At 65.2% G+C, this 24,612-nt stretch carries 24 protein-coding genes; 16 read left to right on the top strand and 8 right to left on the bottom strand.

All coding sequences use genetic code 11. The features are described 5' to 3' along the window. Window positions 1-4: 4 nt before the first annotated feature. Window positions 5-451 (top strand): universal stress protein, encoded by a 447-nt coding sequence (locus ACJ7C5_RS11075; protein WP_005411629.1) that lies wholly within the window; start codon window positions 5-7, stop codon window positions 449-451. Between the two features lie 244 nt (window positions 452-695). Here ACJ7C5_RS11075 and ACJ7C5_RS11070 read toward each other — a convergent pair whose 3' ends face one another. Continuing rightward, window positions 696-980: a DUF2782 domain-containing protein gene (locus tag ACJ7C5_RS11070; RefSeq protein ID WP_005411628.1), complete on the bottom strand. Its 285-nt coding sequence runs from the start codon at window positions 978-980 to the stop codon at window positions 696-698. Window positions 981-1,078: 98 nt separating this feature from the next. On the opposite strand from ACJ7C5_RS11070, the gene polA reads away from it, so the two are divergent. Together polA and ACJ7C5_RS11060 are read left to right on the top strand one after the other, a co-directional pair. After that, window positions 1,079-3,853, top strand: a complete 2,775-nt coding sequence (gene polA, locus ACJ7C5_RS11065) for a DNA polymerase I (protein ID WP_412703914.1) — start codon at window positions 1,079-1,081, stop codon at window positions 3,851-3,853. Window positions 3,854-4,223: 370 nt separating this feature from the next. Then, window positions 4,224-4,703, top strand: a complete 480-nt coding sequence (locus ACJ7C5_RS11060) for a DUF421 domain-containing protein (protein ID WP_094002265.1) — start codon at window positions 4,224-4,226, stop codon at window positions 4,701-4,703. A 43-nt stretch (window positions 4,704-4,746) separates the two neighbouring features. Here the strand turns inward: ACJ7C5_RS11060 and ACJ7C5_RS11055 are convergent, their stop codons facing one another. The 7 genes from ACJ7C5_RS11055 to ACJ7C5_RS11025 all read right to left on the bottom strand — a co-directional run bounded on the left by ACJ7C5_RS11055 (window position 4,747) and on the right by ACJ7C5_RS11025 (window position 13,487). Next, window positions 4,747-6,267, bottom strand: a complete 1,521-nt coding sequence (locus tag ACJ7C5_RS11055; RefSeq protein ID WP_412703913.1) for a hypothetical protein — start codon at window positions 6,265-6,267, stop codon at window positions 4,747-4,749. A 93-nt stretch (window positions 6,268-6,360) separates the two neighbouring features. Beyond that, a complete protein-coding gene (gene hemF, locus ACJ7C5_RS11050) occupies window positions 6,361-7,257 on the bottom strand; it encodes an oxygen-dependent coproporphyrinogen oxidase (protein WP_164162190.1) in 897 nt (298 codons plus the stop codon). Window positions 7,258-7,311: 54 nt separating this feature from the next. After that, window positions 7,312-8,928 carry a hypothetical protein gene (locus tag ACJ7C5_RS11045; RefSeq protein ID WP_412703912.1) on the bottom strand — a complete coding sequence of 539 codons (1,617 nt, stop codon included), beginning with the start codon at window positions 8,926-8,928 and terminating at the stop codon, window positions 7,312-7,314. A gap of 37 nt (window positions 8,929-8,965) precedes the next feature. Then, entirely contained in the window at window positions 8,966-10,087 is a 1,122-nt protein-coding gene (locus ACJ7C5_RS11040; protein WP_412703911.1) for a hypothetical protein, read from the bottom strand. 35 nt (window positions 10,088-10,122) lie between these two features. Then, a complete protein-coding gene (locus tag ACJ7C5_RS11035; RefSeq protein ID WP_097049875.1) occupies window positions 10,123-10,671 on the bottom strand; it encodes a hypothetical protein in 549 nt (182 codons plus the stop codon). A gap of 30 nt (window positions 10,672-10,701) precedes the next feature. Beyond that, a complete protein-coding gene (locus tag ACJ7C5_RS11030) occupies window positions 10,702-11,121 on the bottom strand; it encodes an NUDIX hydrolase (protein WP_097049874.1) in 420 nt (139 codons plus the stop codon). Then, window positions 11,118-13,487 (bottom strand): S9 family peptidase, encoded by a 2,370-nt coding sequence (locus ACJ7C5_RS11025; RefSeq protein WP_412703910.1) that lies wholly within the window; start codon window positions 13,485-13,487, stop codon window positions 11,118-11,120. Before ACJ7C5_RS11025 ends, ACJ7C5_RS11030 begins: the two co-directional genes overlap by 4 nt. 167 nt (window positions 13,488-13,654) lie before the next feature. On the opposite strand from ACJ7C5_RS11025, the gene ACJ7C5_RS11020 reads away from it, so the two are divergent. The 13 genes from ACJ7C5_RS11020 (at window position 13,655) to ACJ7C5_RS10960 (ending at window position 24,603) form a co-directional block, all read left to right on the top strand. Beyond that, a complete protein-coding gene (locus tag ACJ7C5_RS11020) occupies window positions 13,655-13,984 on the top strand; it encodes a hypothetical protein (RefSeq protein ID WP_088028001.1) in 330 nt (109 codons plus the stop codon). 37 nt (window positions 13,985-14,021) lie between these two features. Further along, entirely contained in the window at window positions 14,022-14,675 is a 654-nt protein-coding gene (locus ACJ7C5_RS11015) for an RNA polymerase sigma factor (protein WP_412703909.1), read from the top strand. Further along, window positions 14,672-14,887, top strand: coding sequence for a hypothetical protein (locus ACJ7C5_RS11010; RefSeq protein WP_094002274.1), 216 nt, complete (start codon window positions 14,672-14,674; stop codon window positions 14,885-14,887). The genes ACJ7C5_RS11015 and ACJ7C5_RS11010 overlap by 4 nt, the downstream gene beginning before the upstream one ends. Window positions 14,888-15,154: 267 nt before the next feature. After that, on the top strand, window positions 15,155-15,460 hold the full coding sequence (locus tag ACJ7C5_RS11005) for a hypothetical protein (protein WP_412703908.1): 306 nt from the start codon (window positions 15,155-15,157) through the stop codon (window positions 15,458-15,460). A 52-nt stretch (window positions 15,461-15,512) separates the two neighbouring features. After that, a complete protein-coding gene (locus ACJ7C5_RS11000) occupies window positions 15,513-16,724 on the top strand; it encodes a hypothetical protein (RefSeq protein WP_412703907.1) in 1,212 nt (403 codons plus the stop codon). After that, window positions 16,721-17,539 (top strand): hypothetical protein, encoded by an 819-nt coding sequence (locus ACJ7C5_RS10995; RefSeq protein ID WP_412703906.1) that lies wholly within the window; start codon window positions 16,721-16,723, stop codon window positions 17,537-17,539. Before ACJ7C5_RS11000 ends, ACJ7C5_RS10995 begins: the two co-directional genes overlap by 4 nt. Window positions 17,540-17,572: 33 nt before the next feature. Beyond that, complete coding sequence (locus ACJ7C5_RS10990) at window positions 17,573-18,871, top strand: ABC transporter permease (RefSeq protein ID WP_412703905.1); 1,299 nt, start codon at window positions 17,573-17,575, stop codon at window positions 18,869-18,871. A 1-nt stretch (window position 18,872) separates the two neighbouring features. Continuing rightward, a complete protein-coding gene (locus ACJ7C5_RS10985) occupies window positions 18,873-20,072 on the top strand; it encodes an ABC transporter permease (protein ID WP_412703904.1) in 1,200 nt (399 codons plus the stop codon). Window positions 20,073-20,201: 129 nt separating this feature from the next. Further along, window positions 20,202-21,599 carry a cytochrome ubiquinol oxidase subunit I gene (locus ACJ7C5_RS10980; protein WP_057500884.1) on the top strand — a complete coding sequence of 466 codons (1,398 nt, stop codon included), beginning with the start codon at window positions 20,202-20,204 and terminating at the stop codon, window positions 21,597-21,599. A gap of 1 nt (window position 21,600) precedes the next feature. Then, the gene (gene cydB, locus ACJ7C5_RS10975; protein ID WP_046983472.1) at window positions 21,601-22,614 is read left to right on the top strand and encodes a cytochrome d ubiquinol oxidase subunit II; all 1,014 of its coding nucleotides are present in this window, start codon (window positions 21,601-21,603) and stop codon (window positions 22,612-22,614) included. Window positions 22,615-22,828: 214 nt separating this feature from the next. Next, window positions 22,829-23,569, top strand: coding sequence for a beta-ketoacyl synthase chain length factor (locus ACJ7C5_RS10970; protein ID WP_412703903.1), 741 nt, complete (start codon window positions 22,829-22,831; stop codon window positions 23,567-23,569). After that, window positions 23,562-24,359: a lysophospholipid acyltransferase family protein gene (locus ACJ7C5_RS10965; protein WP_412703902.1), complete on the top strand. Its 798-nt coding sequence runs from the start codon at window positions 23,562-23,564 to the stop codon at window positions 24,357-24,359. Before ACJ7C5_RS10970 ends, ACJ7C5_RS10965 begins: the two co-directional genes overlap by 8 nt. After that, entirely contained in the window at window positions 24,346-24,603 is a 258-nt protein-coding gene (locus tag ACJ7C5_RS10960; protein WP_046983475.1) for a phosphopantetheine-binding protein, read from the top strand. Before ACJ7C5_RS10965 ends, ACJ7C5_RS10960 begins: the two co-directional genes overlap by 14 nt. Window positions 24,604-24,612: the final 9 nt, after the last annotated feature.

Raw genomic sequence — 24,612 nt, 5'->3', positions numbered from 1 at the left:
CATCATGTACAAGCGCATCCTGATTGCCACCGACGGATCCGAGCTGGCCGACAAGGGCCTGGCGAAGGGCCTGGAGCTGGCCAAGGACCTCAATGCAGAGGTCGATATCGTGACCGTTTCCGAGCCGTGGGCTGTCGGCATGTACGACGCCATGGGCTGGAGCGTGGGCTACATGAACAGCCCTGAGTACAAGGCCGACCGCGAGGAAGGCGCGCAGAAGGTGCTGCAGCCGGCGCTGGCCAAGGCGGCCGAACAGGGCATCACGGCCAATCCGGTGCACGTGCTGGACCGCTACGCGGCTGACGGCATCATCGAGACCGCCGGCGAGCGCAACAGCGACCTGATCGTGATGACCTCGCACGGCCGCCGTGGCGTGACCCGCGTGCTGCTGGGCAGCCAGACCGCCGAAGTGCTGGCACGCAGCACGCTGCCGGTGCTGGTCATCCGCTGATTCAAGCGTTCCCGGGGAGGGGACCCGACGCCGGCCGCAGGATGCGCGCCGGCGTTGTTTTTTGTGGGGGCCGGCAGGGGCCTATCCACGCATGGCGTGGATCTACTGATAGGCGGTCACCCACGCATGACGTGGATCCACGTTCGTTGTCCCGGTAGATCCACGCCATGCGTGGATGGCCGTGCCGATCGCCTTGATGGGGTCAGAGCCCTTTCCTGTGGAAAGGGATCCGACCCCGGCCACATCACCAGCTGTACAGCTTCCAGTACACCGGCGACACGCCGTCCTTGTCGTTGTCGAAACGGCCATCGCCGTTCTTGTCGTACATGTAGAACGGGGCACCGCGCGACGGGGTCACCTTGACCATGCGCAGCTGGCCGGATACGCGGTATTCCTCGATGACATCGCCGTTGTCCATGGTGCGCTTGGACACATCCGCGCCCTTGACGTCCACCGGGGGAGCGCCCGCGCCACCCATGCTGGCGCAGCCAGCGAGCAGGAGCAGGGAAGCCAGCATCAGGGTCTTCATCGGCGGGGGCCTTTGCCTGGAAAGAGCCTTGATTATGCCCCATCGCCGGGCGCCTGCCGTGTCGCCGCGATGCAGGCACGGGCGCGTAGAATCGACCCATGAGCAGATTAGTCCTGATCGACGGGTCCAGTTACCTGTACCGCGCGTTCCACGCGCTGCCGCCCCTGTCCAATGCACAGGGCGAACCCACCGGCGCGCTGTTCGGCGTGGTCAACATGCTGCGCTCGACACTGAAGGAGCGCCCGGCCTACGTGGCGTTCGTGGTCGATGCGCCCGGCAAGACCTTCCGTGATGACCTGTACGACCAGTACAAGGCCAACCGCCCGCCGATGCCCGATGAGCTGCGCAGCCAGGTTGAGCCGATGTGCCGCATCGTCGAAGCGCTGGGCATCAGTATCCTGCGCATCCCTGGCGTGGAGGCCGACGATGTGATCGGCACGCTGGCCCTGCAGGGCGTGGCGCAGGACCTGAAGGTGACCATTTCCACCGGCGACAAGGACTTTGCCCAGCTGGTGCGCCCGGGCATCGAGCTGGTCAACACCATGACCGGCAGCCGCATGGATTCGGATGCGGCGGTGATGGAGAAGTTCGGCGTTCGCGCCGACCAGATCATCGACCTGCTGGCACTGATGGGCGACACCGTCGACAACGTGCCGGGCGTGGAGAAGTGCGGACCGAAGACCGCCGCCAAGTGGCTGGCCGAGTACCAGCACCTGGACGGGGTGATGGCGGCCGCGCCGACCATGAAGGGCAAGATCGGCGAGAACCTGCGCGCGGCGCTGGAGCGCCTGCCGCTGAACCGCGAGCTGGTGACCATCCGCACCGACGTGGAGCTGGACGCCAGCCCGACCACGCTGGCCCTGCGCGAGCAGCACGTGCCGGAGCTGACCGAGCTGTATGCGCGCTACGGCTTCACCCAGGCATTGAAGGAGCTGGGTGCGCCGCTGCCGGCGCCGACCGCCGCCAGCGAAGCCACCCCAAGCCTGCGTGGCACCGCTGCTGGCTTCGCCCGTGGCAGCGCTGAGGCACCGGCAGCGGGCACGCTGGATCCGGCGCTGGCCGTGCCGGGTGAATACGAGACCGTGCTGACGGCCGAGCAGCTGCAGGCCTGGGTCGAGCGTCTGCAGCAGGCGGACCTGATCAGTTTCGACACCGAAACCGATGCACTGGACGCGATGCGCGCACGCCTGGTGGGCATCAGCCTGGCGGTCGAGCCGGGCAAGGCCGCCTACATCCCGGTCGGCCACGATTACCCGGGTGCGCCGGCCCAGCTGCCGATGCAGCAGGTGCTGGATGCACTGCGCCCGGTGCTGCAGGACCCGGCGAAGAAAAAGCTGGGCCAGCATGGCAAGTACGACCTGCATGTGCTGCGCCGCCACGGCGTGGAGGTGCAGGGCTACCACGACGACACCATGCTCGAGAGCTTCGTGCTCAATTCCACCGCCACCCGCCACGACATGGATTCGCTGGCCCTGCGTTACCTGGGCTACAACACCATCAAGTTCGAGGACGTGGCCGGCAAGGGCGCCAAGCAGATTCCGTTCTCGCAGGTGGGCATCGACGAAGCCAGCCGCTATGCGGCCGAGGACGCCGACGTCACCCTGCGGCTGCACCGCGCGCTGCAGCCGCAGCTGCTGGCAGAACCGGCGCTGGACAGCGTGTACCGCGACATCGAGATGCCGCTGGTGCCGGTGCTGACCACGATCGAAGCCAACGGTGTGCGGGTCGACACCGACGAACTGCGCCGGCAGAGCCAGGACCTGTCCTCGCGCATGTTGGCGGCGCAGCAGAAGGCCACCGAGCTGGCTGGACGCAGCTTCAACCTGGATTCGCCCAAGCAGCTGCAGGCGGTGCTGTTCGACGAGCTGAAGCTGCCGGCGGTGGTGAAGACCCCGAAGGGCCAGCCCAGCACCAATGAAGAGGCACTGGAGGCGATTGCCGACCAGCACGAGCTGCCGCGGGTGATCCTGGACTACCGGGGCCTGGCCAAGCTGCGCAGCACCTACACCGACAAGCTGCCGGAGATGGTCAACCCGGACACCGGCCGCGTGCACACCAGCTACCACCAGTCCGGTGCCGCCACCGGCCGCCTGTCCTCATCGGACCCGAACCTGCAGAACATCCCGATCCGCACCGAGGATGGCCGCCGCATCCGGCGCGCGTTCATCGCCCCGGAGGGCTTCCAGCTGCTGGCGGCCGACTACTCGCAGATCGAGCTGCGGATCATGGCCCACCTGTCCGAGGACCCGGGCCTGGTGCGTGCCTTCGAGCAGGGCGCCGACGTGCACCGTGCCACCGCCGCCGAGGTGTTCGGGCGCACGCTGGAAGAGGTAACCCCGAATGAGCGCCGCGCGGCCAAGGCCATCAACTTCGGCCTGATGTACGGCATGAGCGCCTTCGGCCTGGCCCGCAACCTGGGCATCGACCGCGGCCAGGCGCAGGACTACGTGGCGCTGTACTTCAGCCGCTACCCGGGCGTACGCGACTTCATGGAGCGGATGCGCCAGCAGGCCCGCGACCAGGGCTATGTGGAAACGCTGTTCGGCCGCCGCCTGTACCTGAACGACATTCATGCACGTAACCAGGGCCTGCGCGCCGGTGCCGAGCGTGCCGCGATCAACGCGCCGATGCAGGGCACCGCCGCCGACATCATCAAGCGCGCGATGGTGGACGTGGATCAGTGGTTGCGTGACAGCGGCGCACCGGCGCGGATGATCCTGCAGGTGCACGATGAACTGGTGTTCGAAACCGAAAGCAGTTTCGTCGAGGAGTTGCGTTTGCAGGTAGTCGAGCGCATGTCGCAAGCGGCCAAACTGCGGGTGCCGCTGGTGGTCGATACCGGCATTGGCAACAACTGGGACGAAGCGCACTGAGGGTGTTTCAGGCCGAAAACGACGTGAATTCGTTCATCCGTCAGAGGTTTCTGACTCGATCATGAATGTTGCCCTGATGGAGGTTCATTAAATTGGGCCCCTTCACGAACCGTTAGTGTTCGGAGTGCTTCTATAACTCTCGACAGGCGCAATGCCTGTTGTGGATCTCTCCCATCCCCTGGAGCAGATCTCGGAACGGGGACTCCTCCCCAAGTGCCCGTTCCCCGGCCCCGTTGACCTCCCCCTGGTCAGCGGGGCTTTTTATTTGTGCCGCCACAACCTCAGATGGGGTCAGATCCCTTTGCCCGATGGGCAAAGGGATCTGACCCCGGGTGCTAGGCTGGGCCACCGATCCGCAGGGGAATCCGCAATGCCCGACCTGTTCGCACTGGCAATGCCGTGGTGGGAGTTCATCCTGCGCGCGGTGGTGGTCTATGTCGTGGTGCTGGGCATGGTCCGGCTCAGCGGCAAGCGCCCGCTGGGGCAGATCACCCCGTTCGACGTGCTGCTGGTGGTGCTGCTGGGCAATGCGGTGCAGAACGCGCTGCTGGGCACCGATACCTCGCTGGGTGGCGGCCTGCTGCTGGCGGCGACCCTGATTCTTTTGAACTACGGCGTAGGCTGGGTGAGTACCCGCAGCCGGCGGATCGAGCGCCTGGTTGAAGGAGAACCCGTGGTGATCGCACGTGATGGCCGTCTGTTCGACGCCGTGCTGCGCCGCGAGCAGGTCACCCGCGCCGATTTCGAGGCCGCCATGCGCCAGCAGGGCTGCCTGGGCGTGGAGGATGTCGAGCTGGCCCTGCTGGAGATCAACGGGCACATCACCATCGTCCCCAGGAAGAGCACCTGACCTTGTAGAGCCGAGCCCATGCTCGGCTACAGGTGCATGAGCCTCAGGGCGCGGCTTCGGCCTTCAGTGCCGGCCAGTTGCGGGTGGCGTCCACATCGCAGGCCACGTGCGTGCCCTTGCCATCCTTCGCGCAGATCGCCGCCATGGCCTGCGGAATCTTCGGGTCTGCCGTACGCGCATACACCGCTGCCAGAGACAGGCAACCTTCGCGCACGCCCGCGCTGCACAGTGTCTGGAAGTAGGGCAGCGACGCGGCCCATTTCTCGGTCTCGAACAGTGCTTCGCCGGCCACCTTGCAGCCGAGCAGCTTGCCATCGGTGCAGCAGGCCTTGGCGCCGTCCTTGCGTGCCAGGGTCGGGCAATCCAGTGGCAGCGGGATCTCCACGAACGCCACCGGCGGCGTGCAGCTGGCATTGCCTGCGGCGGGCTTGCGCTCGTAGTAGGCGAAGCGGTTGCCGCCGTCGACGCTGGCGAGATTTCCGTTCTTCAGCGGTTGCAGCACGAAGTCGCTGCCGACATCGCGACGGATGAGGATGCGGCCGTCCTGCAGGCTCGCGCGCAGGCGCTGGTCGCGGCCCTCGGCCTCAACCAGGCCGCCATCGAGGAAGCGCAGCTGCGAGAGCACGCCGTACTCGGCTTCAAAGCTGCCACAGGGCAGTACGGTGGCTGGCACCGGGGCCAGTGCAGAGGCCGGTGCAGCGGCCAGGCTGGCAAGTGCCTGGGCGCGGCCGCAGGCCACGCCGTCCGCGCGCTGCGCGCACGACAGCTGCAGTGCTTCGTGGGCCTGCAACAGGCGCCCGCCACTCCACAGCACCTCGGCAACGTCGGCGCAGAACGTCTCGCCATGCTGCTGTCGGCAGAGTGCGGCCAGCTCATCGAGCTGCGCGGACGGCAATACGGGATCGACTGAATGCTGCAGTCCGAGCAGGGACTTGCCGATCATCTCCAGCCCGATCACTTCGGCGATCGCCCTGCAGCCCTCGGCGTTGAAGGACGCGGAATCCTCCTTGCAGATCTCCGGCTTCGGCGGCTCGGTCCGTGCAGGCGCCGGCGCTGCGTCCTTGGCCTGCTGCTGGTAGGTCTCCAGCAGCTGCGTGCAGGCCGCGCCCACGCCCTCGGCACACCACGCGTGCAGCTTCACCGGTGCGGCCTCCGGCAGCGCCTCCAGGCACTCGGAGGTGTTCATCACGCAACCATCTTCGATGGGCTCGGGCATCGTCTTGCAGGCGGCGGCGTGCTCACGGGTGAACTCGCGGTAGGGCGTGTTGATCGTGCGGTCGTTGTCCGAGAAGAACCAGTTTTCCAGGCGTCCCGTGGACAGGTTGCCGGTGCCGAGCACGTCTTCCTGGCGGGCGATGCGCAGTTCCTCGGTGGCCTGGTAGGGGCCGGACAGGAAGGCGTGGCCTTCGCTCTCGATGGTCAGCGTGATAGCGCCGCCGCTGTCCTTGTAGGTGCCGCAGGCCATCGACTGCGCGGCCGCCGGAAGGCTGGCCGAGGTCAGTGCGAGCAACAGCAGGAAGCGCCAGCCCGAGGTGCGGGGGCGGAGGGGAACAGCAGCAGGCATGACGTCATCCTTGAAGAAGAAAAACACGACCGGTCCGATACAGGACGGACCAGGTAGGGGAAAGCACCACGCCTCAGGCGTAGCGCTGGAAGATCAGAGCCAGTCGCGCGGCACCAGGTAATCGGCCAGGCGTGCCTCGGCGCTGCCCGCTTCCGGACTGAAGCCGTACTCCCAACGCACCCGCGGCGGCAGGCTCATCAGGATGCTTTCGCTGCGGCCACCGCTCTGCAGCCCGAACAGGGTGCCGCGGTCATAGACCAGGTTGAACTCCACATAGCGGCCGCGACGGTACAGCTGGAACTCGCGTTCGCGCTCGCCGTAGGTGGTGTCCTTGCGCTGCTGCACGATCGGCAGGTAGGCATCCAGGAAGCCATCGCCGACCGCACGCAGATAGTCGAAATCGCGCTCGAAATCGCCGTGCAGGTCGTCGAAGAACAGGCCGCCGACGCCGCGCGTTTCATTGCGGTGGCGCAGGAAGAAATACTCGTCGCACCAGCGCTTGTGTGCGGCATAGCGCTCATCGCCGAACGGTGCGCACAGGTCGCGCGCGACCCGGTGCCAGTGCTGCACGTCCTCGTCGAACGGATAGAACGGGGTCAGGTCGAAGCCGCCGCCGAACCAGCTGGCCACCACTTCGCCGTCGCGCTGCGCTTGGAAGAAGCGCACGTTGGCATGGGTGGTCGGCACGTAGGGGTTGAGCGGGTGGAACACCAGCGACACGCCGGTGGCACGCCAGGAGGCGCCAGCCAGTTCCGGACGGTTGGCCGAGGCCGACGGCGGCAGGCGGCTGCCGGCCACGTCCGAGAAGCCGATGCCGGCCTGCTCGAACACCGCACCATCGCGCAGCACGCGGGTACGCCCGCCACCGCCCTCGGCACGCTGCCACAGGTCTTCCTGGAAGCGGGCCTGGCCATCGACGGCCTCGATCGCCGCACAGATGCGGTCCTGCAGGTCGGTGAGGTAGGCGCGCACGCGCTCGAATTCGTTCATGGCGCGTACTTTACCGCAGGGCCCGCCCGAAGCTGCGGACAGGCCCTGGCGGGCTCAGCGCTTGCGGTTGGAATTGCGCGGCGCCGGAGCGTCGTCCACGGCCGCCTCGTCAACCGCCTTCTGCAGGGCACCACCCAGCGTGATCAGCTCCCAGTTCTGGGTGCCGAGTACGTCGCAGGCCACATGCAGGCCGCTGCGGTCGGCCTTGCACAGCTGCTCCAGGGTTGCCCGTGCGTCCACATCCGCACCGTTGCCCTGAGCGGTGACCAGGTTCTCGCAGCCCTCGCGGACGCCAGCGCGGCAGACCGTGGTGTAGTGCTCGGCGGCCTGCAACCAGTTCCCGGACAGCGCAAGGCGGTTACCGAGAATGTTGCAGCCCTGCAGCTTGCCCTGTGCGCAGCAGGCTTTGGCCCCGTCCTCGTTGGCCAACGCCAGCGGGCAATCCTGTGGCAGTGGCAGCACCTTGAACTGCTTCGGTGCACTGCAGCGGCTCGAGCCCTCGCCAGTGGGGACGAACACCTGGAAGCGGGTCCAGGTGTCCAGGCCCAGCAGTTGGCCGCCAGGCAGCGGGCGCAGCACGAAGTCGCCGCCCCGGTCGTGGCGGATGCGGATGTCGCCCTCTTCGACGCGTGCGCGAAGATGGCTGCTCCAGCCCACGCCAACCAGGCCGGCATCGCCGAAATCCAGCGTGTCCATCAGGCCGCCGTCGGCCCGGTAATTGCCGCAGGGCAGGACCGTTGCCGGCTGCGGTTGCAACGATGTACCCACCGCCTGCAGCGCCGGCAGGCGCTCGCAGGTGGCGGTGTCATTGCCAGGGGTGCAGGCCGCAGCCAGAGCCTGCACTGCCTGCAGGGGATCTCCCGCCTCCCAGGACAGCTCAGCGACGCGGGTGCAGAAGCCGCCATGCGGTACCTCGCGGCACAGCCGCAACAACTGTTGCCGCCGCTCAGTCGGAATGATCACCGGCACGGTCGGCGCCGTCATCGTCACCATGGCTTCGGTCATGGCGGCCGTCATCGCGGCCTTGACCAGCTGCTCCTGCACTGCGGGGTCGGCCTCGAGCGCGGCGGCACACGCCGGGGTTCCCTGTTCGAAGCCACCATCGTCACAGGCGGCGGGGAGTTTGATGCCGGACAGGGCGGCGTCGAGCGCTGCCTTTGCCAAGGCGGGATCGGCCTCGACCGTGGGTTTGGCCTCCTCATGCCAACGATCAGCCAGTTGCAGGCACATGCCGGACACGCCTTCCCGGCACCCTGCTTCCAGCGCGGTCGGGGTCGCTTCGCGACGGTTGTCCAGGCACGCCGTCGCATCAGCCAGGCAGCTGCCTGCAACCGGCGTGGCGGCTGCGGCGCACTGTGCGGGGGTCTGCAGGAGGTAGACCGTGCCATCCACCTCGACCGTGCGGCCACGATCGCGCACCTGCAGCGCACTGGGCAGGCCGTACTCCAGATTCACCAGTTGCAGCTTTCCGTCAATCTGCTGGAACACGACCGGAGACGGCGCACTGCCGAAGTGCTTCTGCTCGCCACGGTTGGGTGAGCTGATGCGCAGCGTGCTGCTGCCTTCATCGGCCTTGAACAGGCCGCATTGCAGTGACTGTGCGGCGGCCATCGGCGCGGCCAGCAGCAGGGCCCAGGCCAGCCAGCGGCGGCGCGGTGTGGGTGAATGCATGTCGTCTCCTTGACGATCGAACGGATAGCTCCTGGCGCTACGGCGAACCCTGGCCCTCGCGCGGGGGCGTGCATTGTGCCGCGTCGGGCAGTGGCCGGTAACGCTGGTAGCCGGTCTGGGTATCCATGCCGAGCAGGTCGCCATTGCCGAGCTGGCGCAGCACCAGGGTTTCGCCGTTCTGCTGCAGCTGGACGGCGCCTTCGTGCAGGCGGGCCTGCGTGCCATCGCCGAAGTCGAGCATGTCGATCACGCCACCGTCAGCCTGGTAGCGACCACACGGCACATGTTGGAGCGCCACCAGGCGCAGGTCGGCACCGAGTTCACGCAATGGTGCGGTACGTTCGCAGGCACTGACGCGGCCGCCATCGCAGGTGACCTGCAGGGCCTGCACCGCCAATGCGGGCTCCAGCGCAATCAGCTGCTGCGCGGCCACTTCGACGCAGAAGCGCCCACCACGGTGTTGCAGGCACAACTGCTGCAGGCGATCGCGTGCAGCGGCCGGAAGCGGCGCATCCAGCGTGTCTTCGTCTTCCTGTGCCAGCCGTTGGGCCACCCGCCGCATGGCAGTGGCCAGTGCATCGTCGGTCATGGCTTCGCAGGCCTGCCGATCGTGCCCGGCGGTGTGTTCGCGGCACGGCGGCGGGCGCTCGAAGACGGCCGGGCCGGCGTCATCGGCAGCATCCGCCGCACTGCCCTCACGCATCAGCCGCAGCAGCGCCGAGCAGCCCGCACCCACGCCCTCGTCGCAGGCGCGCCGGGCCTGGCTGGGCGAGGCCGTTGGCAGCTGCACCATGCAGTAGCTGCCAGCAGCGCGGCAGCTGCCGGCCACCGCGCCGGGTTCGGCGGTGCAGGCCCGGGACTGGCGCAGGGTGTAGACCACCGTCACGCTGTCCTCGATGCGCTGCCCATCGGCACTGATCCGGATTGGCTCCGCCACGCCATCGTCGAGCATGACCAGGCGCGTCTGCGCCGCACTGCGATCGACCCACAGCGGCTCCGGCTCACCGATGCCGTTGTGGCGGTAGCCGCTGCTGGGGGTGGTGAACACCAGTGCCATGCCGTCATCGACGCTGCGGTACTCGCCGCAGCGCAGGGCATCGGCGCTGGCAGGCAGTGCGGCGAGCAACAGCAGCGCGGGGAGAAGGTTCAACAGGCGCATGCGACGGTCCTTGTCGTGCGGGAAGGGGACGGGGCTCAGTGGAAGCGCGAGCGGATGTCCGGCCGCAACAGGCGCCAGGCCAGCCAGCCCTGCAGACCCAGGAACAGCACCGAGGTGCCCAGCAGGGTGAAGGTCATCATCCAGCGACGCGGCTGCAGCGATTGCTGCATGTCCGGCTGATCGGCGAGCAGCACGATCATGTCTCGCATGAACACGTCCAGCCACCAGGTGATCGCAAAATTGGCCAGTGCGCTCAATAGCAGCATCACCACGAAGCTCCACAGGCCCCAGCGGCGCTCGCGCAGCAGCCCCCAGCTGGCCACGGCCGAGACCAGGCAGAGCAGTGCGGTGATCATCGAGGCACCCACCGGGTGCGCCAGCAGCCAGGTCAGGCTGTGCATCTGCCGATGCTGTGCTTCACCCGCCAGCAGCTGCCAGAGTGGAGCGTCGTGCAGCGGCCACACCAGCAGGCCCTGCAGCACGAAATAGCCGGTCAGCAGCGCGGACAGCCAGAAGGAGGCCTGGACCAGTGGCCGAATCCACGCGTGGTAGGGCGAAGGCTGCGACGAGGGCGGCACTGACATCCGGTGTCCTTGCAAGCGGTGCCCGCGCGATCAGCGGGCCGTCACCCGGGTGGCGACGGCCGGCAGGATATGGTGTTCGCTCAACGGTGCCAAGGGCAGGCCGTGCGGTGGCTGGAGCGGCACCCAGGCCAGTTCAGCGATCTCCGCGCGTGCCTGCGGCGTGCCCTCCACCTGCACCCACCAGGCCTGCGCCTGCACGCGGTGGTCGGGCTCGTTCACTGCCCAGTCCTCGAATGTACCCAGCGCGATGGCCGAAGCGATGCGCAGCTGCACGCCCAGTTCCTCGTCCAGCTCGCGCGCCAGTGCCTGCAGTGGTGCTTCGCCGGGTTCGGGCTTGCCGCCGGGCTGGATGAAGCGGGTGGCGCCGTGCTTGCGCACCACCAGCGCCCGGCCGCGGTCATCCAGGATGACCGCGGCCACGATGTGGATCGTGGCCGCGGCATTGCTCACTTCAGGTTCTGCTCGAACAGCTTGAGGATGCGCTTGTACTGGTCCAGCCAGGAATCGGCGCGGACGTAGCCGTGGCGCTCCAGCGGGTACGGTGCGATCGACCAGTTGTCCTTGTGCAGTTCGATCAGGCGCTGGGTGAGGTTCACCGAGTCCTGGAAGAACACGTTGTCATCCATCATGCCGTGGGCGATCAGCAGGTTGTCCTGCAGGTTCTGCGCGTACTCGATCGGCGAGGACACGCGGTACGCCTCCGGATCGATGTCCGGGGTGTTGAGGATGTTGCTGGTGTAGCCATGGTTGTACTGGTGCCAGTCGACCACCGGGCGCAGCGCGGCGCCGGCCTTGAACGTACCCGGCGAGCGGAACAGCGCCATGAAGGTCATGAAGCCGCCGTAGGAACCGCCGTAGATGCCGGCATGATCGCGGTCACCCTGCTGGGTATCGACCAGCCAGTCCAGGCCGTCCTTGTAGTCTTCCAGTTCCGGGTGGCCCATGTTGCGGTAGATCGCCGTACGCCAGTCGCGGCCGTAGCCTTCGCTGCCGCGGTAATCCATGTCCAGCACGATGTAGCCCTTCTGCACCAGCAGGTTGTGGAACATCTGCTCGCGGAAGTAGGCCGGGTAGCGCTGGTGCACGTTCTGCAGGTAGCCGGCGCCGTGCACGAACATCACGATCGGGTACTTCTTCCCCGGTTCCTTGTTTTCCGGTTCGTAGTACTTGGCCCAGACCACGCCGGCGCCATGCTTGGACGGCACTGCCACCAGTTTCGGCTGGATCCACTGGCGCGCCTTGTAGTCAGCGGTGCGGGTGTCGGTCAGCACGCGGGCCTGGCCACCGGTGCTCGGCAGCACGGCCAGCTGCGGCGGCAGGTAGGCGCCAGAGTAGCGCACCAGCAGCTGCTGGCCGTCCGGCGACAGCGAGAAGTCTTCCACGCCGTTGAGGCTGGTCAGCTCGCGCACCTGGCGGCTGCCGGTGTCGACCGCGCAGACTTCGTAATCATGCGGGGCCTGCTGGTTGCACAGGAAGTAGAAGCCCTTGCCATCGGCCGACGGCACCGGCGCCGAGGTTTCCCACTTGCCGCTGGTCAGTGCCTGCGGCTTGGCGGTGCCGGCCTGGGTGTACAGGTGCGAGAAGCCCGATTCCTCCGACAGCAGCCACAGCGTGCGGCCATCGGCCATCCAGCCGAAATCATTGAAGCCCCAGTTGATCCAACCGTTGTCGGTCAGGCGATGACGGTTCTGCACGCGGCCATCGGCGGCGTTGACGCTGATGATCCAGCGGTCCTTGTTGTCGTTGGCACGCAGCATCACCGCGGCCTGCTGGCCATCGGGGCTCCAGCGGATGCCACCGCCCATGAAGTCGCTCATCACCTGCAGGCTGCGCTCGCCCTTCAGCGCGTCCTTGCCGGCCTTGCGGCGCAGCTCGGCCAGCGGATCGGTGTTGATGCCCGGCAGGCCGGCCAGCGAAACCTTCTCGGCCTTGCCCGTGCGCACATCCACGTACCACAGGGTGTGCGGCTCGAAGCCGTTGCGGCCGACGCGGGTGCGGGTGTCTTCGGTTTCCTCGTAGCCCGACTCGGTCACGTACAGCGGCATCTTGCCGCCACGGCCGTCGTCGAAGTCCTTCGGCTTGGTCACCACGATCAGGTGGGTCAGGTCCGGCGACAGCACGCTGTCGGCGATCTCCACGTCGGCGCCCAGGTACACCGGGCCCGGCGCGCGGGTCGGGTCGGCCTGGCGCCAGCGCTGGTCCTGGTCCTTCAGTGCTTCGCGCTGGTCACGGTCGCGGCGCAGGGTTTCCAGCGTGCGCAGCTGCTGGTCGCGCAGCACGTCGGCCTTCGGTGCCGTACGCGGGTCCTTCTCGGCCTTCAGGCTGGCCACCTGCTGCACGCCGCTGGCGGCGGTCCAGTGGAACCAGTTCTGGCCGACCCGCCAGATCACGCCGTTGTCGGCGGCGAAGTTCACGTTGCCCGCGCGCTCGTTGCTGCGGGTCAGCTGGGTCAGTGCGCCGCTGCGCAGGTCACGCACGAACACATCGCCATTGCGCACGAAGGCGCTGCGGCTGCGGCTGCGGTCGTAGACCGGCTCGGCCACGTCCAGGGTGCCACGCTGGTCATCGGCCACCTGCGCAGCCATGCCACCGGCCACCGGCTGGCGGAAGGTATCGCGCACCGGGCTGCCGTTGCGCTTGAGCTGGTACTCCACCTGCTGGCTGTTCCACGACCACCAGGCCTTCTCGACCGGCGGACCGATCCAGTCCGGGTCGGCCATGGCCTGTTCGATGGTGATCGGCGTCGGCGCGGCATGCGCAGCCGGTGCGGCCAGCACGGCCGACAGCAGGAGGGACAGGGGCAGCACTCGGGACATGGGCGGACGGCACCAGTAGAGGAAACCGGCCAAGCGTAGCAGCCGCAAGGGCCCGGGGCAGGGGCCACAGGTCATGGCAGCGGGATTGGCAAAGTGGTGCAACCGGTGGCCGGCCTCGCGCATCCATTCTCCTGAACCCGCATCATCCACCGAACAGGAGCCCGACCATGCAGGAACTGATCCCGATCACCCTCTTCATCTGCATCGCCTACGCGATCCACGCCATTGCCGATGCCCGCGCTCGCAGCAAGCTGGTGGCCCCGCACGTGCCGGAGGAAGTGATCCGCTCGCTGGCCGTGCTGGAAGAAGAGCGCCGCCGCCAGGGTGCGCTGCGCTGGGGCATCAGCCTGGTCTGCCTGGCGCTGGCCATGGCCCTGCTGGAAGCCATCGGTGCGCGTGACCTGACCTTCGGTGCCGCCGCCGCGCTGGTTGGCAGCGCCGGCCTGGGCCAGCTGCTGGCCTGGCACTTCACCCGTCCCGTCGCACGCAAGGGCTGAGCCAGGATATGCCACGGGCACAGGGAGCGCCCCGCGCATGAGCCTGCTCGGCGAAGCACTGTCGGCATTGCGGGGCCGTCGTCGCCACGAAGCAGCGGCGACGGCGGCACCCGCCGCACCGCTGGATGCGGACCAGGTCCTGGTGCGGGCCATCATCGACGGCTCGCAGGCGGCCTTTTCGCAACTGGTCGAGACCCACCAGCGCACCTGCGCACATGTGATCGGGCGCATGGTGGGCGACCGCGACCAGGTCGCCGACCTGCTGCAGGAAACCTTCCTTGCCGTGTTCCGCCAGCTGCACCGCTTTCGTTTTGAATCCTCGCTGCGTACCTGGGTATCCCGGGTCGCTTACACCACGGCGCTGCAGCACCTGCGCCGGCGGCGGCTGGAGGCGCAATGGATGGTAGCGGTGGAGGTGCCGGAGGAACTGGGAATCGGCGATGAGGGCCCCGGCCCCGCCGAGTTGAGCGAGGCGCTGCAGGCCGGGCGCCAGCTTGGCGCGGCGCTGGAGCGACTGAGTGCACCGCAGCGCCTGATCGTCGGTCTGCACTACCTGGAGGATTTCGATCTGGCTGAGATCGAGCAGGTGACGGGGCTGGCGCGCGGTACCATCAAGAGCCACCTGCACCGCGCGCGCCACGTCCTGAAGCAGGAACTGACGCGGCATGCCGCCGCCGGAGAACTGCTGTGACCCAATCGACCGACCCTCGTGATGCGGAAGAGCGAGCACTGGCGCAGGCGTTGCGTAAGCAGGCGCAGCAGGAAGAAACACCGGATGTGAGCGAGGCGCTGCAGAAGCGCATTGCCGCTGAGTCGCGCGACAGTGGTGTGGGCTATGTGGTGGTGCAGGTGCTGTTGTTGGGTGCGTTGGTGGCGGCAGCGGGATGGTACTTCTGGAATTAATCGATTGTCAGTCGCATCCGGCGTGAATTTTCCTCCGCCATTTCCAATGTCACTGATTCGGAGAATCCCCCGCACTCGGCGGATTGCGTCATCTCCAGACGCTACGTGAAAGTCCCTGTACTGAGGATAGTTGCAAAGGAATCTGCTGCTATTGATGTCGATGACTCTGCTGGAAAAGTCTAAATCGTCAGCAATCGCTGACGCTGGCCAGGAGCCGCGCAAGCTCACGGCCATATTCAGCAGTATCAACTTCAAAGGAGCTGAAAAATGTCGAAGATCTGCAAGTCCGTGATTCTTCCTCCGGCACTCATTGCAATGCTTGGTCTATCCGGAATCGCATCTGCGTCGCAGGAAAGTGCGTCCAATGATCTCATGCAGATCCAGAACGCCTCTGTGCTGGACATCACTCTCGTCAGTGGGGCGGAGTTGCAAGAAGGAACCGGCGATGGCGAGATCGCAGGTGCTCAATGTACCAACTACTCAAGCGGTGGTACCCACTGCGGTCACTACTCGTCAGGTAAAGAGCTCCAGTTTGCGCACGTAGTTCCTGACGCCCAGAAGTTCAACGTCTAAGAACGCGGACGGCCGCCCATGGGGGTGGTCGTCCGCCACCAAGGAGAGGTTGATGAGAACTTCCATAGAGGATCTCAGGAGAGCAATTGAAGATCCATGCAGAACGGTTGACGTTTGCTCGGTGTTGCTGGATGCATGGTTTGAAATAACTCCGCGCCGTTTGGGTGAGGCTCTTTCAAAATTCAGAGATGAGCGGCTTGAGAATCAAGAGCATGTTGAGAATTTTGAAAGAACATTCAAGCAGCTGGATCCCGCAGCGAGAAGAAGATTGCTTGGCTCCCCGTGGGTTTCCGGATTCATGGATGATCCAGATGGAGTCTCCCATGAAGATACAGATGGAAGGCCTGTCACGACCATCGAAGCGCTTCATCTCGCCGCAATGGCGGAGTGTCTAGTTGCTCCCATCCATGACGAAATTGGCAAGTTTCACCAAGGGAGAGGAGTCGAAAGCCCCCTTGGCGAGTGGGTGATCAGGTGGCATGAATCCGGATTTGAGAAGGTCGAGCGCGCAAAGGTGGGTGGTGTGATCGCTCTGGACGTGGATAGTGGGCTGGCACGTCGAAACGAGCCAGAGAGCGGAACGTTCTGCAATCCATTCCTGAGCATCTCATCGGAAGAGCTTGTCGTAATCCAAGAGAAGCTGGAAGCGGCCATAAGGCTTGTAGACGAAGCCACTCCACATCTGGGTCTCCTGATTCGAACATTCACAAGGCGTGTGCTCGTGAGGAAGTCGATCGAGTCGGGTGATCAGGCTTCACCTCTGAATCTTGGATCCGAGTATCGACCGATTCATGCAGGTTGTATCCGAATCCTCAATGTTCACAGGCCGGAAATGACCGTGGATATCTGCGCAGAGGCCATTCTGCATGAGTCCGTCCACTCGTACCTCTCCGCCTATGAAGAGGTGCATGGGAAGTTCATGTCAGGTGCAATCAGAGTTCGCCCGGTTTCACCATGGTCAGGCAACTTCATTCCGAACCATTCACTGGCTCACGCGGTTTTTGTTTACTACGCCATCCACCAGCTTCTCGGGAGGTTGGTTGGTATCGGTGCTGGGATTGGAGAGGAAGCCGGGAGGAGAATGAAGCGACGACTGATGCACGTAGCAGGTGGATTCTTCATCGAACGGAGGATATCGACGCTATTCGTACTGGAGTCACCCGCCTCGTTGCAGCTGATGGCGCTCGTGGATGAAATTCAGGAGGAGATCAGGGCCGAGTACAGCCAAAGAGTGCCAGGGGAAATGCTGGAGAGCGCGGCATGAAGATTCCAACCATTGTTATCCACTCCGATCCGGAAGACGTCGTCGCAGCCGTGCTCGGGGATGTTCGGGGTGTGAGTGTGATCCATCTGGACGAGCTGACTCGAAATTGGCGCGTTCAGGAGGCTGAGATCATTGAACCCGTACTGGAAAAATCGATTCCGAGCATGTGTTCTGCCTACGTCATCAACAGAGTATTCGATCTCTCCTGCACCGAGATTGGCAAGCGTCTTCGTACATTCCGTCTGCATCAGAACTGGGCATACACGGCTTTGGGTTCGGTTTTGTCGCGAGCGCACGCACTGGCACACGGAATTGGTCCTCGCGGAGTGAGTAGATCGCTTCTCCCCTTGAATGTGCAGTGGAAGCTTATTTCCGAGCGTATCCCAGACATCAGAACGCCACAGTTCGCTTTTGGGTTCGGTCATCGAATGCCTGATATGTCGCATCTGGACAAGTTCGTACAGAAGTCAGTCTGGTCCTACTTCCGGTGGAATGGTGATTCTGATGTCGTAGAAGGGGAGCAGCAGTGGCATCCATTCTTCGTCGAACAACCGCAAGGCACCCCAATCATATGTAGCTATCACGGGGACGCGTTCACCCTGAGTTTCCCAAAGGGGCGACCCAAGGCGGATTTTGGGGTTTTTCCCGCTCTCGTATACGCATGCCGGGAACTGTTCGACAGCAGGATGGGGGAGATTCTGGTGTACCAGGAGGACGAAAGCCTGACCTTCTGCGCCTGCAGCCCATACATGGCTGGAGTAGGTGAGCTGAGAGAAAGAGAGCAACTTCTTCTACGAGGAGTTCCGTCGAGTTGAAGTTGAGAGCGCTGCAAAGGCCAAGGAGGGTACGTGCACGGTTACTACATCAAGATGGCGTTGATTCGATTCAGGCAGAGAATCGGCACTCATCTGGCAATCGCTCTCATGCTGGGTGCAGGGGTAGGGATCACAACTGTGATGCTCTCCATTGTTCTCCAGGCATCGTCCGATCCCGCGCCAGGCCGGAGCTCGGCATTGTTCCGCCCGTACCTTGACGCGCGTCCAGATGCACTGCGCAGTGGCTCTCCGGATCCTGGTCAGGCACTGACCTGGCCAGACGCGAAGGCGCTTCTGAATCAAGGCCGGACGTGGAAACAGGCAGCAATGGCAGGGGGGGCGGTGACGCTCTCCCGGCCGGGAGAGTCCAGCGCAAGACTGCGCGCCAGGTTCGCCACGTCCGAAGTCTTCAGTGTCCTTGGCATTGCCGTTGTTCAAGGGCGGGCATGGACTGCCGAGGAGGGACATGCTGCGAGTCGAATGGTGGTGCTGTCGCGTGCGCTCGCCCAGCGTGAGTGTGCACAGGATTGCATTGGTCATCCGTTGGAACTGGGCAGACGCACCTATACCGTTGCGGGTGTCGCAGAGGATTGGCATCCGGTGCCGATGTTTCAGGGAGATCTCACACGCCGGCCGTTTGTGGAGCCTGACGAGATCTACCTGCCAGTTGAAACCGCAATCGCGGACAAGTTGACTGTTGTGGACGGGACGGCGATCTGGGGGGGTGACCAGGACACGGATCTTGCAGGGGGCAACGTATCATGGCTTCAACTGTGGGCGTGGCTGCCCACCGCAGATGATGTCGCCGCTTACCGCGCGAGTCTGAACGCCTATGCGCAGGCAAAGGGCCTTCGGATCGAACCAGATACGCAGCAGGTGGCACTCTGGCCGTTGATGGATTGGCTGGACAGGCTGGGATTGGTTCCGGAGCGGGCCAGGATGCAGCTTCGGCTGTCACTGATCCTTCTCGGTGTGTGCGTCGTCAATGCGGCGGCACTGCTGAGCTTCAGTCTGGGGCGCCGTAGGCGGGAGCTTGCGATACGACGTGCGCTGGGAGCGCGACGCCGAGACGTGTTCGTCCAGCTCATGTGGGAATCCATCGCGGCGGGGGTCGCAAGCAGTGCACTCGCTGTCGTCACCTATGCGCTGGGAATCCGGGTGGTTGCTGGGGGAGACGTTCTGCCCAGCGCGATAACAGCGATGCATGCTGGGGCAATGCTGATGGCGGCTGCCCTGGGAGTCGTCACGACGTTGCTCTGCTCATTGGTCCCATCGTTTGAAATCTGCAGGGTCAGCTCACTGTCGAGTGCCTTCGCAAAGGGAGCTGCCTGAAATGTTCGAATCGATGAGGGAGACCCGACGACACTTGGGAAGCGCCGCACTGCTTGCAGTGCAGGCAGCGCTTGCAAGCCTGGCATGTGCGTTCGCACTGCAATCTGCGCTGGATAGCTTTGCCAGATTGAGCACCGGGAGCATCCGGGAGGCAGTATCGATTGGTGTGGTCAGGGTCACGGATGTTGATGAAGGCGCGGATGCTGCAGTGCTGCGGTCGGACCTGTCTGCGATCCAGCTGCCTGGTGTTCAGGATACGGTTGTGAGCGACTCTGTTCCGTTCGGGGGAAGAGCCCATCGATACGGCGTGTGCACCAGTGAGTCAGCCATGGCGTATTCGATGAACGCGGGCACGACAGAGGTTGCTGGATGTGATCGCATTCCCGTGGCAACTGCCAGCTCTGGCTTGCTGGCGATGCTGGGCGCGGGAATCGTCCTGGGACGGGATGCCACAGAGGACGACATGGCTGAAGGTGCTCCGGTAGTGCTGATCAGTGAAGCGCTGGCTGCCCGTCTGTTCGGAACGGAGAGTGCTGTTGGTCGCCACCTGTATTTCGGCCCCGGCAGCAGCCGGGTCATCGTGGGCGTATTTGCGTCTGTTGCAGGACCGGTACCAGGAGGCAATGAGCGGGACTCGCAGTGGGCGCTGCTTCCGGGCCTTCCCATGGGCGCCAGTCGCTATTATCTGGCGAAGTGGACGTCGGAGGTTGATCGTTCATCGCTTGATCGCATTGTCGATGCGCTGCAGCGGCCCTATCGGATCGTGAATCCGACCGGTGTCGAGACGCTGGCGGGATATCGCGACGCCTACGTCAAAGCTGATCGCTTCGCTACGACCGTGCTCGCGGTCATGACGGCCGTTGTTCTCGGTGTGCTGATGGCCGGAGTTTCCGGAGTCGTAGGCGCCTGGCTTGATCGGCGCCGGCACTCCATTGGGATTCGACGGACACTGGGTGCTCGCGGCTCCGTGATCTTTGCCGAAATCATGTTCGAAGTTTCACTGTTCACCACACTGGGCGCCCTGCTCGGCGCGTCGTCGTTGCAGTGGATAGGGCCGCCACAGGATGGCATCACAGGTTCACTGTGGTTCTCGATATCGATCGCTGTCGTGCTGGTGATGGCGGCCTGCTTGACTGCACTGGTACCCAGGGCCCTGCGAATCGCCAAGGAGCCGCCCTTGACCTTGCTGAAGCCCCTGTAGCCCATTCATCCTGTCATCCAGCTCCACCTGCGACAAAGTGAAGCAGCGCGTCACCCGGTCGCATCCCACCTTAACGAAATCCTCCTAAAGTGGTCCGGTATCCCACCCGTAGCCGGCAGGAGGCGTCCCTTGGACGCGTTGTTGTTGTCCCGGATCCAGTTCGGATTCGTCATCAGTTTCCACGTGCTGTTCCCCGCCTTCACCATCGGTACGGCCAGCTGGCTGGCCTTCATCGAATGGCGGTGGCTGCGCACGAAGTTGCCCGTCTGGCGCGAGCTGTATTTCTTCTGGCAGAAGATCTTCGCGGTGTCGTTCGGCATGGGCGTGGTCAGCGGCATCGTCATGGCCTTCCAGTTCGGCACCAACTGGCCGCGGCTGAGCGAGGTCGCCGGCACGGTGATCGGCCCGCTGCTGACCTATGAGGTGCTGACCGCGTTCTTCCTCGAAGCCAGCTTCCTTGGCGTGATGATGTTCGGCTGGGGCCGGGTCTCGCCGCGCCTGCATTTCCTGTCCACCTGCATGGTGGCGCTGGGCACGCTGTTCTCCACGTTCTGGATCCTGTCGTCCAACAGCTGGCTGCATACGCCGGCCGGCTACGAGATGGTCAATGGCATCGTGCATCCGGTGGACTGGTGGCAGGTGGTGTTCAATCCGTCGTTCCCCTATCGCCTGGCCCACATGGCGCTGGGTTCGTTCATCACCACCTGTTTCGTGATCGGTGGTGTGGGCGCGTGGTACCTGCGCAAGGGCACGCACGTGGAAGCCGGTCGGCGCATGCTGATCGCGGCGGTGGCGTTCGCCGCATTGACCGTGCCGGTACAGATCTTCGTCGGCGACATGCATGGCCTGAACACGCTCAAGCATCAGCCGATGAAGATCGCGGCGATGGAGGCGCACTGGCATGAAACCAGGGAAGGCGAGGGCGTGCCGCTGGTGGTGTTCGCGCTGCCGAACGAGAAGGAAGAGCGCAACGACTTCGAAGTTGCCATCCCGAAGCTGGGCAGCGTGATCCTCACCCATTCACTGGACGGCACCTTCGATCCGCTCACCTCGGTACCCGCCAGCGAGCGGCCGCCGGTGACGCCGGTGTTCTTCGCCTTCCGCATCATGGTCGGGCTGGGGACGTTGATGCTGTTGCTGGCCTGGGTCTCGGCCTTCCAGCTCTGGCGGAAGAAGCTGCTGGACTCGCCGTGGCTGCTGCGCGGCTGGAACTGGATGCTGCCGAGCGGCTTCATCGCGCTGCTGTCGGGCTGGTTCGTCACCGAGATGGGGCGCCAGCCGTGGGTGGTGTATGGCGTGCTGCGCACCGCTGATGCGGTGGGGCCGCAGAGCGCGTGGATGACCGCGCTGTCGCTGGGTGTCTACGTGGTCGGCTACGCCTTCGTGTTCGGTTGGGGCATCTGGTACCTGGTGAAGATCCTGCGCCATGGGCCGCAGCCGTATGCCGAGGGACCATCGCTGGACCATGGCAGCCACACCCCGGCACGCCCGCTGTCGGCCGCCGACGAACCGCTGGAGGAGCGCTGACATGGACCTGATGACCTGGTTGCCGGTGGCGTGGTTCGCGGTGATCGGCTTCGGCGTGCTGATGTACGTGGTGCTGGACGGCTTCGTGCTCGGCATCGGCATCCTTGCCCCGTTCGCCGAGGACGAGGAACAGCTGGACCTGATGATGAACACTGCCGCGCCGATCTGGGATGGCAACGAGACCTGGCTGGTGCTGGGCGGCGCCGGCCTTCTGGCGGCCTTCCCCAAGGCGTATGCGGTGCTGCTGTCGGCGCTGTACCTGCCGGTGCTGCTGCTGGTGGTGGCGCTGGTGTTCCGCGGCGTGGCCTTCGAATTCCGCTTCAAGGCGCATCGTTCGCGCCGGCTGTGGAGCGTGGCGTTCGGCCTCGGTTCGCTGCTGGCCACTTTCGCCCAGGGCGTGATCCTCGGCACCCTGGTGCAGGGCATCCCGCTGGTGGACGGTGTCTACCAGGGCGGCGCGTTTGCCTGGTTCAGCCCGTTCGCGATGCTGACCGGTGCTGCGCTGGTGGCTGGTTACGCGCTGCTCGGCAGCACCTGGCTGATCCTGAAGACCGAAGGGCGCGTGCAGGCGCTGGCGCGGCAGATGACCCGGCCACTGGTGGTGGCGGTGATCGCGGCGATGGGCCTGGTCAGCAGCTGGTTGCCGTTCCTCGATTCGCGCCTGATGGAACGCTGGTTCAGCGACGGCAACTTCTGGTGGCTCTCGCCGGTGCCGTTGCTGACCCTGGCGGTGGCTGCCGCGTTGTGGCGCAGTGCCACGCACCCGCGCCGTGACCTGCCGCCGTTCCTGCTCAGCCTGGCCCTGTTCGTGCTCGGCTTCCTCGGCCTGGTGCTGGGCATGTGGCCTTATCTGCTGCCACCGTCGATGACGCTGTGGCAGGCCGCCGCGCCGGCGTCTTCGCTGGGCTTCACGCTGGTTGGGCTGGTCATATTGCTGCCAGTCATCCTCGGCTATACAGCGTGGTCCTACCGGGTATTCCGCGGCAAAGTGCACGCTGACGCGGGCTACCACTGAGAATCCTGCGCGGGACCTGCGGCTGGCAGCTCCCGCGTTGTTGTTTGTGAAGACTGCATTCCCTGCGTTGGACGTGGTAGCGTGCGCTCCTTTCCGGCAGCCAAGGGGGTAGCCGGCAACGTCCTGGACGGACGCACGGCTGCAGGAAGGGGGAGCCGCGCGTCGCCTTGAGTGGCCCGTGCCTATCGTTCCCCCAGTGAAACACCACCGCTAGATGATTGAATTCTCCGTCGTCGACTGGGCCGCCTGGGCGCCTGGCCTGACCGAGCGCAGCCAATGGCTGCGCTGGGCCGATGCACCGTTCCTGCCCGTGGGCGAGGGCGCGCCAGCGCTCACCGAAGTCCCGGCGATGCAACGCCGGCGTATCGAACGGCTGGGCCGGATGGCGATCCAGGCCGCATGCTGGTGCGAGGACGCGAAGGGTGCCGACAGCCAGGTGCCGCTGGTTTTCGCCAGCCGCCATGGCGACGTGACGCGCTCGATGGATCTGCTGGCATCGCTGGCAAGCGGAGAACCCCTGTCGCCCACGACCTTCGGGCTGTCGGTGCACAACGCCATTGCAGCGTTGTATTCGATTGCCCGCGGTCACCGGGGCAACTACCTGGCGTTGGCCGCGAGCCAGGCCACGGCGGAAGCCGCCTGCCTGGAAGCGGTCGGCCTGCTGGCCGACGGCGCCCGTGAGGTGCGTGTGGTGGTGTACGAATCGCCCCTGCCGGGCATATACGCGCCGTTCGCCGACGAACCCGACGTGTTCTTCGCATGGTGCTGGCGTCTCACCCGGCCTCGCGAAGGCTGCCCGACCCTGTCATTGCGCTGGGAGCCGGCGAGTGCCGCCGAGGGCGTGCCGGGCCATCTGCCGCACGCACTGGACCTGCATCGCTTCCTGTTGTCGGGAATGCCGGCGCTTGAGCACGTAACGCAGGGACAACGCTGGTCCTGGGGCTGCCGTGGCTGAGGGCCCGCGCCGCCTCGATCACGCGTGGCGTGTGTTCGGCACGGCGCTGTGCTTTCTTGCTTTTGGCCTGGGCGGGCTGGTGCTGGGGACGGTGGTAATGCCGCTGCTGCTGTTGATGCGCGACCCACTCGCGCGCCGCCGCCGTGCCCGCCGTCTGGTCCAGCTCGCCTTCGCCGGCCAGCTGCGGCTGATGCGCAGCCTGGGTGTGATGACCTGCGAGATCGAAGGGCGCGAACGCCTGCAGCGCGACGGTCTGCTGGTGCTGGCCAACCATCCAACGCTCATCGATGTGGTCTGCCTTGTGTCACTGCTGCCCAACGCGGAGTGCGTGGTCAAGCGGGCGGTGGCCAGCAACCCGTTCATGCGCGGTGCGGTGCGGGCCGCCGGCTACATTGCCAACGACGATGGGCCTGGCCTGGTCGATGACTGCGTGAAGGCGGTCCGTGCGGGTGGCAGCCTGGTCATCTTTCCGGAGGGTACCCGCAGCGTGCCCGGGCAGCCACTGCGGCTGCAGCGCGGCGCCGCCAACATCGCCGTCCGCGGCGGTCTGGACATCACGCCGGTGCGGATCACCTGTACGCCGCCCGCCCTGGCCAAAGGGCAGAAATGGTATCGTATTCCCTCGCGTTGCTTTCACGTTCGGCTGCAGATCGGCGAAGATATCCCGATCTCGCCATTTCTGGTCGAAGACGACTCGCCAGGAGGGAATGCCCTGGCGGCACGTCGCGTCACCGAGCACCTTTCCCGTTACTTCGACCTGTCTGGAGACCCCACCCGTGCAAGCACTTGAGCACGAGATCAAGGTATTGATCATTTCCTCGCTTTCACTGGAGGACATCACGCCGGAAGATATCGATCCGGTTGCGCCGCTGTTCGTCGAGGGCCTTGGCCTGGATTCGATCGATGCGCTGGAACTGGGCCTGGCGCTGCAGAAGAAGTACGGTGTGAGCCTGTCATCCGACTCGGAAGAGACCCGCCGCCATTTTTCCAGCGTGCGCGCGCTTGGCGAGTTCGTCGCCGCCCATCGGTCGTAACCGGTGCCA

Source organism: Nocardiopsis yanglingensis, assembly GCF_045809185.1.
In the GTDB taxonomy this organism is placed as follows: domain Bacteria; phylum Pseudomonadota; class Gammaproteobacteria; order Xanthomonadales; family Xanthomonadaceae; genus Stenotrophomonas; species Stenotrophomonas yanglingensis.
Note: the sequence above shows the minus strand (reverse complement) of the source record. Positions and strands in the feature narration are given on the sequence as shown.

Bases quoted from the DNA above. Each gene is read 5' to 3' on its own strand.
- ACJ7C5_RS11075 (WP_005411629.1), top strand. From the start codon at position 5: ATGTACAAGCGCATCCTGATTGCCACCGACGGATCCGAGCTGGCCGAC.
- ACJ7C5_RS11070 (WP_005411628.1), bottom strand. From the start codon at position 980: ATGAAGACCCTGATGCTGGCTTCCCTGCTCCTGCTCGCTGGCTGCGCC.
- polA (WP_412703914.1), top strand. From the start codon at position 1,079: ATGAGCAGATTAGTCCTGATCGACGGGTCCAGTTACCTGTACCGCGCG.
- ACJ7C5_RS11060 (WP_094002265.1), top strand. From the start codon at position 4,224: ATGCCCGACCTGTTCGCACTGGCAATGCCGTGGTGGGAGTTCATCCTG.
- ACJ7C5_RS11055 (WP_412703913.1), bottom strand. From the start codon at position 6,267: ATGCCTGCTGCTGTTCCCCTCCGCCCCCGCACCTCGGGCTGGCGCTTC.
- hemF (WP_164162190.1), bottom strand. From the start codon at position 7,257: ATGAACGAATTCGAGCGCGTGCGCGCCTACCTCACCGACCTGCAGGAC.
- ACJ7C5_RS11045 (WP_412703912.1), bottom strand. From the start codon at position 8,928: ATGCATTCACCCACACCGCGCCGCCGCTGGCTGGCCTGGGCCCTGCTG.
- ACJ7C5_RS11040 (WP_412703911.1), bottom strand. From the start codon at position 10,087: ATGCGCCTGTTGAACCTTCTCCCCGCGCTGCTGTTGCTCGCCGCACTG.
- ACJ7C5_RS11035 (WP_097049875.1), bottom strand. From the start codon at position 10,671: ATGTCAGTGCCGCCCTCGTCGCAGCCTTCGCCCTACCACGCGTGGATT.
- ACJ7C5_RS11025 (WP_412703910.1), bottom strand. From the start codon at position 13,487: ATGTCCCGAGTGCTGCCCCTGTCCCTCCTGCTGTCGGCCGTGCTGGCC.
- ACJ7C5_RS11020 (WP_088028001.1), top strand. From the start codon at position 13,655: ATGCAGGAACTGATCCCGATCACCCTCTTCATCTGCATCGCCTACGCG.
- ACJ7C5_RS11015 (WP_412703909.1), top strand. From the start codon at position 14,022: ATGAGCCTGCTCGGCGAAGCACTGTCGGCATTGCGGGGCCGTCGTCGC.
- ACJ7C5_RS11005 (WP_412703908.1), top strand. From the start codon at position 15,155: ATGTCGAAGATCTGCAAGTCCGTGATTCTTCCTCCGGCACTCATTGCA.
- ACJ7C5_RS11000 (WP_412703907.1), top strand. From the start codon at position 15,513: ATGAGAACTTCCATAGAGGATCTCAGGAGAGCAATTGAAGATCCATGC.
- ACJ7C5_RS10995 (WP_412703906.1), top strand. From the start codon at position 16,721: ATGAAGATTCCAACCATTGTTATCCACTCCGATCCGGAAGACGTCGTC.
- ACJ7C5_RS10985 (WP_412703904.1), top strand. From the start codon at position 18,873: ATGTTCGAATCGATGAGGGAGACCCGACGACACTTGGGAAGCGCCGCA.
- cydB (WP_046983472.1), top strand. From the start codon at position 21,601: ATGGACCTGATGACCTGGTTGCCGGTGGCGTGGTTCGCGGTGATCGGC.
- ACJ7C5_RS10970 (WP_412703903.1), top strand. From the start codon at position 22,829: ATGATTGAATTCTCCGTCGTCGACTGGGCCGCCTGGGCGCCTGGCCTG.